11 protein-coding genes are annotated in these 11717 nt (G+C 64.9%); 8 read left to right on the top strand and 3 right to left on the bottom strand.

Annotation, left to right across the window (positions count from 1 at the left end):
- On the top strand, positions 1-182 hold a 182-nt coding region (locus RIB52_RS11710), incomplete at its 5' end, for a GIY-YIG nuclease family protein (protein WP_502879527.1).
- Between the two features lie 130 nt (positions 183-312).
- Here RIB52_RS11710 and era read toward each other — a convergent pair.
- From era to lepB, 3 genes are read right to left on the bottom strand one after another with little or no spacing between them, the layout of a single operon-like run.
- On the bottom strand, positions 313-1215 hold the full coding sequence (gene era / locus RIB52_RS11705; RefSeq protein WP_350175689.1) for a GTPase Era: 903 nt from the start codon (positions 1213-1215) through the stop codon (positions 313-315).
- A complete protein-coding gene (gene rnc / locus RIB52_RS11700; RefSeq protein ID WP_350175687.1) occupies positions 1212-1922 on the bottom strand; it encodes a ribonuclease III in 711 nt (236 codons plus the stop codon). Before rnc ends, era begins: the two co-directional genes overlap by 4 nt.
- Entirely contained in the window at positions 1919-2758 is an 840-nt protein-coding gene (gene lepB, locus RIB52_RS11695; RefSeq protein WP_350175685.1) for a signal peptidase I, read from the bottom strand. Before lepB ends, rnc begins: the two co-directional genes overlap by 4 nt.
- A gap of 51 nt (positions 2759-2809) precedes the next feature.
- On the opposite strand from lepB, the gene pgi reads away from it, so the two are divergent.
- From pgi to RIB52_RS11660, 7 genes are all read left to right on the top strand, one after another.
- A complete protein-coding gene (gene pgi, locus RIB52_RS11690) occupies positions 2810-4342 on the top strand; it encodes a glucose-6-phosphate isomerase (protein WP_350175683.1) in 1533 nt (510 codons plus the stop codon).
- A gap of 242 nt (positions 4343-4584) precedes the next feature.
- Positions 4585-5040, top strand: a complete 456-nt coding sequence (locus RIB52_RS11685) for a hypothetical protein (RefSeq protein ID WP_350175681.1) — start codon at positions 4585-4587, stop codon at positions 5038-5040.
- Positions 5041-5114: 74 nt separating this feature from the next.
- Positions 5115-5918 carry a hypothetical protein gene (locus RIB52_RS11680; RefSeq protein WP_350175679.1) on the top strand — a complete coding sequence of 268 codons (804 nt, stop codon included), beginning with the start codon at positions 5115-5117 and terminating at the stop codon, positions 5916-5918.
- A gap of 219 nt (positions 5919-6137) precedes the next feature.
- Entirely contained in the window at positions 6138-7598 is a 1461-nt protein-coding gene (locus RIB52_RS11675; RefSeq protein WP_350175677.1) for a DEAD/DEAH box helicase, read from the top strand.
- A 64-nt stretch (positions 7599-7662) separates the two neighbouring features.
- Entirely contained in the window at positions 7663-9018 is a 1356-nt protein-coding gene (gene gorA, locus RIB52_RS11670) for a glutathione-disulfide reductase (RefSeq protein ID WP_350175675.1), read from the top strand.
- A gap of 24 nt (positions 9019-9042) precedes the next feature.
- Positions 9043-10071 (top strand): NAD-dependent epimerase/dehydratase family protein, encoded by a 1029-nt coding sequence (locus RIB52_RS11665; protein WP_350175673.1) that lies wholly within the window; start codon positions 9043-9045, stop codon positions 10069-10071.
- Positions 10072-10161: 90 nt separating this feature from the next.
- Positions 10162-11694: an acyl-CoA carboxylase subunit beta gene (locus tag RIB52_RS11660; protein ID WP_350175671.1), complete on the top strand. Its 1533-nt coding sequence runs from the start codon at positions 10162-10164 to the stop codon at positions 11692-11694.
- Positions 11695-11717 lie beyond the last annotated feature (23 nt).

The following is an 11717-nucleotide window of genomic DNA, read 5'->3' as shown; positions in this document are numbered from 1 at the left end:
ACTTTGGCAAGCGGCGGCTCGTCTATGTCGAGCGCCATGAGAATATCGAACAGGCGATCGCGCGTGAAAAGCTCGTCAAGAAGTGGCGGCGGGAATGGAAATTCGCGCTGATCGAAGCCGAAAATCCCGATTGGGACGACCTGTGGGAAAGCTGGTTCGTATCGAAGGCGTTGGAAGATTAGCCGAGCCCCGTGTCAAGCACGGGGCGACGCGTGAAATAGATGGCGGCGATGGAGTCGTTTGCCGACAGTCCGCAATTTTCCCGGCATCGCGCTCAGCCGACGCTCGCAAAAGCTGTGAGCCCGAAGGCCCCTACTTCACCCAGTCCAGCCCCATTTCCTCGAACAGCTCCTTGTCCTCGCTCCAGTTCTCCAGCACCTTCACGTGCAGGAACAGGTGGACCTTCACGCCGAGCAATTCGGCCAGTTCGGTCCGCGCCGCTTCGCCGATTGCCTTGATCCGCTGGCCACCCTTGCCGAGCACGATCGGGCGCTGGCTTTCGCGGGCGACGACGATCTGCTGGTGGATCTCGAGGCTGCCGTCGGGGCGGTGCTGGTACAGTTCGGGCCGCACCGCGCTGTCATAGGGCAATTCCTCGTGCAACTGGCGATAAAGCTGTTCGCGGGTGATCTCGGCGGCGAGCAGGCGTTCGGAGGCATCGGAGACCTGGTCTTCGGGATACATCCACGGCCCCTCGGGCATCATCGCGGCGAGCGCGTCCTTCATCTCGCCAACGCCTTCGCCGTTGAGCGCCGAGATGAAGAAAATCTCGGCAAAGTCGACCTTCTCGCCAAGTTCCTGCGCCAGCGCGAGGAGCGGCTCCTTTTTCGAGACATCGACCTTGTTGAGCGCGAGGATCTTGCGTTCCGGCCGGTCCTTCAGCGCGTCGAGCAGCGGTTCGAGTTCATGCCGCCGCTGCTTGACCGGATCGACCAGCAGCACGATCGCATCGGCGCTCTCGGCACCCTCCCACGCCGCGCTCACCATCGCCCGGTCGAGGCGGCGGCGCGGGGCGAAGATGCCGGGCGTGTCGACGAGGATCATCTGCACTTTATCGTGGAGCGCTATACCGAGCATCCGGGCGCGGGTCGTCTGCGCCTTGGCGCTGGTGATCGCGACCTTCTGGCCGACCAGCTGGTTGACCAGCGTCGACTTGCCCGCATTGGGCGCGCCCAGAACGGCAACAACCCCGCATTTCGTCGTCGCTTCGCTCATCCGTATTGCTCCAGGAATTTCTGTGCGGCGAGCTTTTCGGCCTCGCCCTTGCTCGATGCGGTCGCCTCGGCGCTGCCGACGCTGGGAATGACGACTTCGACGGTAAAGCGCGCAGCGTGGTCGGGGCCGCTGCGGTCCACCACCGTGTAGCTGGGCATGGCGCGGCGATTGCCTGCGGCCCATTCCTGCAGCGCGCTCTTGGGATGCTTGGCCTTGCCCGCATCGCCCGCCAGTTCGGCATCCCACAGCGCATAGACGATTGCCTTGGTGTGATCGAAGCCGTTCTCGATGAAATTCGCCCCGATCAGCGCTTCCATCGCATCGCCGAGGATCTTGTCGCTGTCGGCCCCGCCGTCCTCGCGCGCCTGCTTGCCCAGGCGGACATGGTCCGGAACCCCGAGATCGCGGGCGATCCGCGCGCAGGTCCGCCCGCTCACCAGCGCATTAAGGCGCTGCGAAAGCCGGCCTTCGGGCGCGTCGTGCGCGCGGTACAGCCAACTGGCCACCGCGAGTCCCAGCACGCGGTCGCCAAGGAATTCGAGCCGCTGATAGTCCATGTCCCTGCCTGCCGGACCGCTGGCGGCATTGCTCCCGTTGAAGCTGCCATGGGTGAGCGCCTCCAGCCAGACGCGCTCCTCCTTCACGCCGAAACCCGCCTCGACCAGCCAGTCGCGCGTGCCCTCGGCGAGGTCGCCGGACCCGCTCACAGGCCGGTCCCGATCCGGTCCCAGCGCGCGGCGGTGAACCAGGTCCATGGCTTCGCCCATTCGGCGCTGCCATCGGTCGACCACATGATGACGCTCGCCTCACCGACCAGGTTCTCGAGCGGCACGACCCCCACCGCATCGCCGATCCTCGCCGGAAAGCGGCTGTCGCGTGAATTGTCGCGATTATCGCCCATCACGAACATATGGCCTTGCGGAACGGTGACCGGCGGCATGCTGTCGGCTGCTGTCAGGCCGAAATCGAGCACTTCGTATTGCCGCCCGCCGGGCAGGGTTTCGCGGAAGCGAGCGTAGCCGCACACCGCGCTCCCGTCGGCGCTGATGACCTGATTGCCGCCCCTGGCGCAGGTCGTGTTGGGGGAGACCGCGATTTCGAAATCGGGCAGGGCCGCGCGCGGGACAAGTTCGCCATTGAGAACAACCTGCCCACCGACCAGGCCGATCGTATCGCCCGGCAGGCCGATGACGCGCTTAATGTAGTCCGAGCGGTCGAGTGGATGCTTGAAGATCACGATGTCGCCGCGCTGCGGCGTGTTCGCCAGCACGCGGCCTTCCATAAGCGGCGCATCGAAGGGCAGCGAATGACGCGACCAGCCATAGGGCCATTTCGCCGCGAGCAGGTAATCGCCATTGACGAGCCGCGGCAGCATGCTTTCCGAGGGGATCGAAAAAGGGGCGAAAACCAGCGTGCGGAAGGCCAGCACCGCGAGCAGCACCAGCACCAGAAACCGCGCAAAGCCGAGCCAGCTTTGGTCCCTGTCCGGGCTCTGCTCGGCTTGCGCGGCGGGCTCGGCACCTGTTTGGGGCTTAACATCCATCGCCTGCCCCCTTACTCGCACCCCGGTCTAAGCGCCAAGGGGGTTTGCCGCATGAATGATCCGATATCCGCCGCATGGGAGCGTCTTGCCGCGCTTGAGCCCGCCACGCTTGCCGCGCTGTTCGAAGACGATCCGGGACGGGTGGACAAATTCTCGCGCAGGCTGGAGTTCCGTCTCGGCGAGCTGGGCGATGTCGGCATCCTCTTCGACTGGTCGAAAACGCATCTCGACGACACTGCGCTGGCGACCTTCGAGGATCTGGCCAGGGCATGCGATTTCGCCGCCAGCCGAACGGCGCTGTTTTCGGGCGGGGTTGTCAACCCGACCGAAGGCCGCGCGGCCAATCACGGCGCGATGCGCGGCAGCGGGTCGGAGCCGGAGGTCGAGGAAGCGGGAGCGCTGCTCGCGCGGATGGGCATGCTGGTCGAGGCGATCCATGACGGCGCGCTGGGCGAGGTCAAACACCTCATCCATATCGGCATTGGCGGGTCGGCGCTGGGCCCTGCCATGGCGGTCGATGCGCTCACCCGCGACGGGGCCCGGGTCGATACCCAAGTCGTCGCGAACATCGATGGGCTCGCTCTCGAGCAGGCCTTTGCGGCATGCGATCCCGAAACGACCCTGATCGCGGTGGCGTCCAAGACCTTCACCACGACCGAAACGATGACCAATGCGGCAAGCGCGCTCAAATGGCTCGCGGATAACGGCATTGCCGATCCCTATGGACGGGTAATCGCGCTCACCGCCAATCCCGATCGCGCGGTCGAGTGGGGCGTGGACGAGACCCGCATCCTGCCGTTTCCCGAAAGCGTGGGCGGGCGCTATTCGCTCTGGTCCTCGATCGGTTTTCCGGTCGCTCTGGCTTGCGGGATGGAGGATTTCCGCGCGCTGCTCGCCGGGGCAAAGGCGATGGACGATCATTTCCGCAACACCGAAGGGCGCGACAATGCGCCGCTGCTCGCCGCTTTCGCCGACCTTTACTATGCCCGCATCCGCGGCTGCCAGACCCGCGCGGTCTTCGCCTATGACGAGCGGCTGGCGCTGCTGCCCGACTATCTCCAGCAGCTCGAAATGGAATCGAACGGCAAGAGCGTGACCGTGGATGGCGAGCCGGTCGAGCGCCCGACCGCGCCGATCACCTGGGGCGGGGTGGGGACCGATGCGCAGCACGCCGTGTTCCAGCTGCTCCACCAGGGCACGCATATCGTGCCGGTCGATTTCATCGCGAGCATTGCGCCGGGCGACCTGCTCGATCCCGCCCATCACCGTGCGCTGCTTATGAATTGCCTCGCACAGGGCGCCGCGCTGATGACCGGGAGCGAGGCTGACGATGCCGCGCGCCATTATCCCGGCGACCGGCCGAGCGCGACGATCCTGCTCGACGATATCGACGCGGCGAGTCTTGGTGCGTTGATCGCGTTCCATGAGCATCGCACCTTTGCCAATGCGGCGCTGATGCGGATCAATCCGTTCGACCAGTTCGGGGTCGAGCTCGGCAAGGCGATCGCCAAACGAATCGACTCCGGGGAAGGCGATTTCGATGCCTCGACCATGGCGCTGATGCAGGCGGCGGGGCTTCGGTGAGAGGAGCACGCCCCGAATGGAGCCATACCCGGCGGCGTCTTGCGTCCGGGTTCACTTACGTGTCATAAATTTTACGCCATTGGTTCATGCTTACGCCGCGCCATAAAGTGATTTCACTCAAGCGCACGAATTTTGCGAGATATTGCGAATTTCGACCCGCATAGGAAGTTGAATTGCATACACGCTTCCGCACTATATTTTGAAAGCTCGCATCACCGCATTCAACCAATCGGGCCTCTTTCATGATTCTGCTTTTCTCTCCCGCTGCAGCTGTCGCTGCTTTGTTCGTTTCGCCCGCCTTCATGGCCCAGCATGCCGATGCGGGTGCGAATGGAGCGACCGAGGTCGAAGCGGAAGCCGAAGCCGGGACGCGAACCGAAAGCGAACCCGGCCCAGAAGCCGGAGCGAGCCCCGTGCGGCTGCTGGACTTCGACGGGGGGTGGCAGTTCCTCAAGACTTCATCGCGCCTGCGGATCGTGCGCCCGTCGATCGACTACACGCTAACCGTCGATGCCGCCGGCGATGTGACCGGCTGCGAACTGCGTCATGAATTTCGCCGCACCTATATCAACGAACGCCTGTGCGACGTCCTGATCGCCCATCACACCTTCGAGCCCGCCCACGATGCGAGCGGGACGGCGGTCGCGGGCAGCTATTCCTCGCGCCTCGTCTATGCGGACCTGCGTGCGGATTTGTAAGGCTTCATCTCTCGCCCCATCACGGCGACTTTTAGGGCAGCATACCTGTTCGGATCGAGCGCAGGGGAATCGTCATGGCGCGCATATGGAATCGCTGTGGTGCCGCGATGGTGATCGGCGGTCTGCTTGCCGCGAGCCCTCCTGCCTTGGCCGAAGACAGCGATAAATGGAGCAGCACGTCAGGAGAGGGGCGCTGCGACCTTCGCCATGTCACCGGCGAGGCCGAGAATTTCGCGATCAGCCTGCGAAAGGACGGGTCATATGCGCTCGACGGGCGGGCTCTGGCGAGCGGAGACGGCGAAGGGCTGGTCGGCGGCGAGATCCGGGTGCTGGCGGAAGGCGGCAACGTCCTGCTGAGCGGCGCTGCCGCGGCGCTGGAGACCCAGCGCGAGCGCATGGGGGCCCACCCCGTGGCGCTGTTCCTCGCCGCGAACCAGGGTGGTGACAGTTTTACCCTTGTGACCGAAGCCGGCCTTACGCCCGTCCCGCTCGATGGATATGCCGCCCCCGCGAAGGCTTTCGGCGAGTGCATCCGTGTCCTGTTCCTGCCGCCCGGCCAGCGCCCGCCCGTGCCACTGGCATTCGACGGTCTTAGGCAGCTGGCCGCAGCCGCCCAAAGACAGCGGCTGCTTTCCGAAGTGATCGGTTTTACCCTCGAGGTCGATGAAGACGGCAATCCTACCGATTGCTCGCTCGACCGCGATTTCCGGCGCAGGATCGTGACGATAGAGCTGTGCCGCCCCCTGCTCGAGCATCACCGCTTCGCCCCGGCACGCGATGCGGAGGGCAACGCGGTGAGCGGGACCTATTCGAGCCGGATCGATTTCAGGATGTGGATGAAACTGGACGGCTACATCAAACGCGAAGAGCGCGATTGACTTTTGGCGGGCAAAGGCCCATCTGCATGCGCAAGCGAGCGCCATCAGCCCGCGTGAAGCGGCGGCTCTGACATATCCGCCCCCGGCGGCGCAACGCAAACCATCTACAGACATCCCTTTTCACGCGGGGCGTTCCATTCCCCCGCGCCGCGCATGCGTCGTCCCTCCCACCCGTGGAGCCGACCAGCGCGCCGCATATATTGCGAGCTGTAAACTCACATGACATTCAAAGAACTCGGGCTTTCGCAGCCCGTTCTCCAGGCGCTCGAGCTGCAAGGTTACGATACGCCGACCCCGATCCAGGCCCAGGCGATCCCGCCCGTGCTTGAAGGCCGCGACCTCCTCGGCATCGCCCAGACCGGCACGGGCAAGACGGCGGCCTTCATGCTGCCGTCGATCGACCGCTTGCGGGCCAGCGACAACCGCATTCCCTTCAAGAGCTGCCGGATGCTGGTGCTCGCCCCGACCCGCGAACTCGCGGTCCAGATTTCCACGAGCGCCAGGGACTACGGCGCGCTTGCCGGGCTGAAGGTGCAGGTCATTGTCGGCGGAACCAGCGTCAACAAGGACCGCAACAAGCTGCATCGCGGGACCGACATCCTCGTCGCGACACCGGGGCGCCTGCTTGATCTCATCGACCAGAACGCCTTCAACCTGTCGGGTGTCGAGGTGCTCGTGCTCGACGAGGCGGACCAGATGCTCGACCTCGGCTTCATCCACGCCCTCAGGAAGATCCGCGATCTCGTCCCGAAGGAGCGCCAGACGCTGTTCTTCAGCGCGACCATGCCCAAAGCGATCAAGGAACTGGTTAACGGCTATTGCCGCAACCCGGTGCAGGTCTCGGTCACGCCGGAAAGCTCGACCGCCGAACGGATCGAGCAATATCTGTTCATGGTCCAGCAGGATGAGAAGCAGTCGCTCCTCGAGCTGATCCTGTCGGGCCGCCACGACGTTCCGGGCAAGACCGAGCGCGTGCTGATCTTCACCCGCACCAAGCATGGTGCCGACCGGGTGGTCAAGAAGCTGAGCCGTGCGGGGATCGCCGCCAATGCGATCCATGGCAACAAATCGCAGGGCCAGCGCCAGCGCGCGCTCGACGAATTCCGCTCGGGTCGCACCGCAGTGCTTGTCGCGACCGATGTCGCTGCGCGCGGTATAGATATTCCGGGCGTCAGCCATGTCATCAATTACGAGCTGCCCAATGTTCCCGAACAATATGTCCACCGCATCGGGCGCACCGCGCGTGCCGGGCGCGACGGGATCGCGATCGCCTTCTGCGCAGAGGATGAACGCGCTTACCTCAAGGACATCCAGCGCACGACCGATGCGCAGTTCGAGCGCCTGGCGCTGCCGGACAATTTCCGCGCCGTGGTCGAAGGCGTCGGCCCGACCAAGCCGCCCGCACGCGGCGCGACGCGGGTTTCGCAGAAAAAGGTCAGGCCCAAGCCCGCCGGCGGCGCGAGACGTGCCGAAGGGCAGGGCGAAGACACGCGCCCGAAGCCGAAGCAGAAGCATCCCGCGCGCAAGGGGCGGCCCAATCGCTCCGGTGGTGAGCGTTCGGGCAGTCAGTCCGGCCAGCGTTCGGGCGGTCAGGGCGCCGGTAATCACGGGGGCGGTCAGCGCCGTCGTCGCGGCCCGCGTCGGGCCGGTGCCGGCGGGGGCGGGGCCCCGCGCGGTTAGACGCTTCCCTTGGCAAGCGGGCCTCTCGCCTGCATAGCGCCTCCGCACGACCAACGGAGGCGAGATGTCCGCTAGCGAATACGATTACGACCTGTTCACCATCGGCATCGGCTCGGGCGGAACCCGCGCCAGCCGCATCGCCTCGGGCCACGGCGCGCGGGTCGCTGCGGCCGAGGAATACCGCGTCGGGGGAACCTGCGTCATCCGCGGCTGCGTGCCCAAGAAGATGCTCGTCTATGGCGCGCATTTCGCCGAGGACCTCGAGGACGCGCTCAATTTCGGCTGGAGCATCGAGGGCAAGAGCTTCGACTGGGTGGCTCTGCGCGATCATGTGCAGAAGGATATCGACCGGCTCGAAGGGCTGTATAACGAAACGCTCGAAAATCATGGCGTCGAAGTGTTCCACGAACGCGCCCGGATCACGGGCGACCATGAAATCACGCTCGAAAGCGGCCGGGTCGTCACGGCGCGCTACATTCTCGTCGCCACCGGCGCGCGCCCCCACGTTCCCGAATGCGAAGGCCGCGAACATATCATCACCTCGAACGAGGCCTTTCATCTGGATGAAGTGCCGCGCCGGGTGTTGATCCTGGGCGGGGGCTATATCGCCAACGAATTCGCCGGTATCTTCAACGAGTTCGGGAGCAAGGTCACGCTCGCCAACCGGTCCGACGTGCTCCTCAGGAGCTATGACGAGGCCCTGCGCGACAGGCTGCTGCAGATATCGCTCACCAAGGGTATCGAATTCCTCTTCAACAACAAGTTCGAATACATCCGCAAACGCGACGACGGCGCGCTCGACGTGAAGCTGACGGACCATGACGAGCGCGTCTATGATGTCGTGATGGCCGCGACCGGGCGTGTTGCCAATACCGAAGGGCTGGGGCTCGAGAACATCGGCGTCGAACTCGGCCCTCGCGGCGAAATCAAGGTCGACGAATACAGCAAGTCCAGCGTCGATTACGTCTATGCCGTGGGCGATGTCACCGCCCGTGTGCAACTCACGCCCGTCGCGATCCGCGAGGGGCAGGCCTTTGCCGACACCGTTTTCGGCGGCGGCGATCCAGTTGCGGTCGACCATTCCTGCATTCCCAGCGCGGTCTTCTCGCACCCGCCCATCGCCGCCGTCGGGATGACCGAGGGCGAGGCGCGCAATCGGCTGGGTAACGTCAAGGTCTACCAGGCCGATTTCCGCCCGATGAAGAATGTCGTCGCGGGAAGGAACGAGCGCGGGCTCTACAAGATGGTCGTCGATGCGGCGAATGACCGGGTGGTCGGCCTGCACATGATCGGCCCGGAATCGCCCGAGATCATGCAGATGGCTGCGGTCGCGGTGAAGGCCGGGCTGACAAAGGCCGATTTCGATGCGACCATGGCGATCCATCCGACCATGGCCGAGGAGCTGGTGCTCTTCAAATAGGTCGGGGCCGCGAGGGAGAGACACATGGCTGACACGGTGCTGGTGACCGGGGGAACCGGCTATATCGGGGGCGAGATCATCGACCTGCTGCTGCGATCGGGCAAGACGGTCCACACCACGGTCCGAAACCGTTCGAAGAGCGAGCCGCGACTGCGCGATCGCTGGCGCGATGCGGGCGAAGCCCTGCGCGTGTTCGAAGCCGATCTCGAAAACGATTCCGGCTGGGCCGAGGCGATGGAAGGCTGCGATGCCGTCGCCCATGTCGCCTCGCCCTTTCCCCTGACCACGCCGAAACACCCGGACGAACTGGTGAAACCCGCGCGTGCGGGGGCGCTCAGAGCGCTCGAATGCGCGAAGAAGGCGGGTGTAACGCGTTTCGTCCTCACCAGCTCGGCGGCCGCCATCGCCTATGGCCACGAGCCGGGTAGGGATCATTTCGACGAATCCGACTGGACCGTGCTGGAGAACCCGGACGTGCCGCCCTATCACCGTTCCAAGACGGTCGCGGAAAAGGCCTCGCGCGAATGGGTTGCCCAGAATGCGCCCGACATGGCGTTCTGCTCGATCAACCCGGTCGCGGTGCTCGGCCCGGTCTACGACGATGACCTGTCGACCTCGATCGAACTGGTGCGCAAGCTGCTGACCGGCGAGATTCCCGCGCTGCCCGACGCGGGTTTCGGCATCGTCGATGTGCGCGACGTCGCGCTCGCCCATGTCCGTGCGCTCGATGCGCCGGCCGAAGCGGTAAGGGACGGGCGTTTCGCCGTTTCGGACAGGTTCCTGTGGATGCGCGATATCGCCGCCGTCCTGCGCGAGCGCGTGCCCGACCTTTCGGCCAAAGTCCCGACCCGCCGCCTGCCGTCCACGATCGTGAAACTGCTCGCGCCCTTCATGGCCGACATCAGGCAGGTAAAGACCGAGCTCGGCCGCCATCGCGACGTATCCGGGGCGCATGCGCGCGAGGTGCTCGGCATCGACTACATCAGCGCCGCCGACAGCATCGAGGCAACCGCGCGCAGCCTTGTCGAAAAGGGCATCGTGACGCCGCGCTAGGCCGGCCCCGCTTTTTTGACACGTTGACGCTCCGCCGAGGCTGCGGCAACGACCTCGGCACGAGACGAAGCAATCGAGGGGTCCTGCCGAATGTCCGCCAATATCGCCGAAATGGAACGCCGCCGCGAAGCCGCCCGCATGGGCGGGGGGCAAAGGCGCATCGACGCGCAGCACGCCAAGGGCAAGCTGACCGCGCGCGAACGGCTCGACGTCCTGCTCGACGAAGGCAGCTTCGAGGAACTCGACACTTACGTCGAACACGACTGCACCGATTTCGGCATGGAGGACCAGAAGATCCCCGGCGACGGTGTCGTCACCGGGGCTGGCACGATCAACGGTCGGCTTGTCTATGTCTTTTCGCAGGATTTCACCGTCTTCGGCGGCGCGCTGTCGAAACGCCACGCCCAGAAGATCTGCAAGGTGATGGACACCGCGATGAAGGTCGGCGCGCCGGTCATCGGCCTGAACGATTCGGGCGGGGCGCGCATCCAGGAAGGCGTCGACAGCCTCGGCGGCTATGCCGAGGTGTTCCAGCGCAACGTGCTCGCATCGGGCGTCATCCCGCAGATCAGCCTTATCATGGGGCCGTGCGCTGGGGGAGCGGTCTATTCGCCCGCCATGACCGATTTCATCTTCATGGTGAAGGACAGCTCCTACATGTTCGTCACCGGGCCGGACGTGGTAAAGACCGTGACGGGCGAGGTGGTCACGCAGGAGGAACTGGGCGGCGCGATCACCCACACGACCAAGACGAGCGTTGCCGACTGCGCCTATGAAAACGACATCGAGACGCTGCTCGCGACGCGTGAATTCTTCAATTACCTCCCGCTGTCGAACCGCGAGGAGGTGCCCGAGCTTCCCGTCAACGATCCGTGGGACCGCGAGGAGCCGAGCCTCGACACGCTGATCCCCGACAACGCCAACCAGCCCTATGACATGCACGAGGTCATCGCCAAGACCCTCGACGAGGGCACTTTCTTCGAGATCCAGCCTGCCCACGCGGCCAACATCATCTGCGGCTTCGGCCGGGTCGAGGGGCGCACCGTGGGCGTGGTGGCGAACCAGCCGATGGTGCTCGCCGGCGTGCTCGACATCGCGAGCGCAAAGAAGGCCGCGCGCTTCGTGCGGTTCTGCGACGCGTTCGAGATCCCGATCGTGACTTTCGTCGACGTGCCCGGATTTCTTCCCGGCACGGCGCAGGAACTGGGCGGCATTATCAAGCACGGGGCAAAGCTGCTCTTCGCCTATGCCGAGGCGACCGTGCCCAAGATCACGATCATCACGCGCAAGGCCTATGGCGGGGCCTACGACGTGATGGCATCGAAGCACCTGCGCGGCGATCTCAACTATGCCTGGCCCACCGCGGAAATCGCGGTGATGGGTGCGAAGGGCGCGGTGGAGATCATCTTCAGGAAGGACCGCGAGGACCCCGAAAAGATCGCGCAGAAGACCAAGGAATACGAGGACCGCTTCGCCAACCCCTTCGTCGCGGCCTCACGCGGCTATATCGACGAGGTGATCCACCCCCACGCGACGCGCCGCCGGGTGGCGCTGGGGCTGCGGCGGCTGCGGACGAAGCGGCTCGAGAACCCGTGGAAGAAGCATGACAATATTCCGTTGTGAGTTGACCAGTGCGCGCCGTTCAG

The sequence above is a fragment of the Erythrobacter sp. genome (genome assembly GCF_040217515.1).
In the GTDB taxonomy this organism is placed as follows: Bacteria; Pseudomonadota; Alphaproteobacteria; order Sphingomonadales; family Sphingomonadaceae; genus Erythrobacter.
Note: the sequence above shows the minus strand (reverse complement) of the source record. Positions and strands in the feature narration are given on the sequence as shown.

Excerpts from the sequence above, each read along its gene's own strand:
- RIB52_RS11685 (WP_350175681.1), top strand. The coding sequence starts at position 4,585 with ATGATTCTGCTTTTCTCTCCCGCTGCAGCTGTCGCTGCTTTGTTCGTT.
- era (WP_350175689.1), bottom strand. The coding sequence starts at position 1,215 with ATGAGCGAAGCGACGACGAAATGCGGGGTTGTTGCCGTTCTGGGCGCG.
- RIB52_RS11660 (WP_350175671.1), top strand. The coding sequence starts at position 10,162 with ATGTCCGCCAATATCGCCGAAATGGAACGCCGCCGCGAAGCCGCCCGC.
- lepB (WP_350175685.1), bottom strand. The coding sequence starts at position 2,758 with ATGGATGTTAAGCCCCAAACAGGTGCCGAGCCCGCCGCGCAAGCCGAG.
- pgi (WP_350175683.1), top strand. The coding sequence starts at position 2,810 with ATGAATGATCCGATATCCGCCGCATGGGAGCGTCTTGCCGCGCTTGAG.
- RIB52_RS11680 (WP_350175679.1), top strand. The coding sequence starts at position 5,115 with ATGGCGCGCATATGGAATCGCTGTGGTGCCGCGATGGTGATCGGCGGT.
- RIB52_RS11675 (WP_350175677.1), top strand. The coding sequence starts at position 6,138 with ATGACATTCAAAGAACTCGGGCTTTCGCAGCCCGTTCTCCAGGCGCTC.
- RIB52_RS11665 (WP_350175673.1), top strand. The coding sequence starts at position 9,043 with ATGGCTGACACGGTGCTGGTGACCGGGGGAACCGGCTATATCGGGGGC.
- gorA (WP_350175675.1), top strand. The coding sequence starts at position 7,663 with ATGTCCGCTAGCGAATACGATTACGACCTGTTCACCATCGGCATCGGC.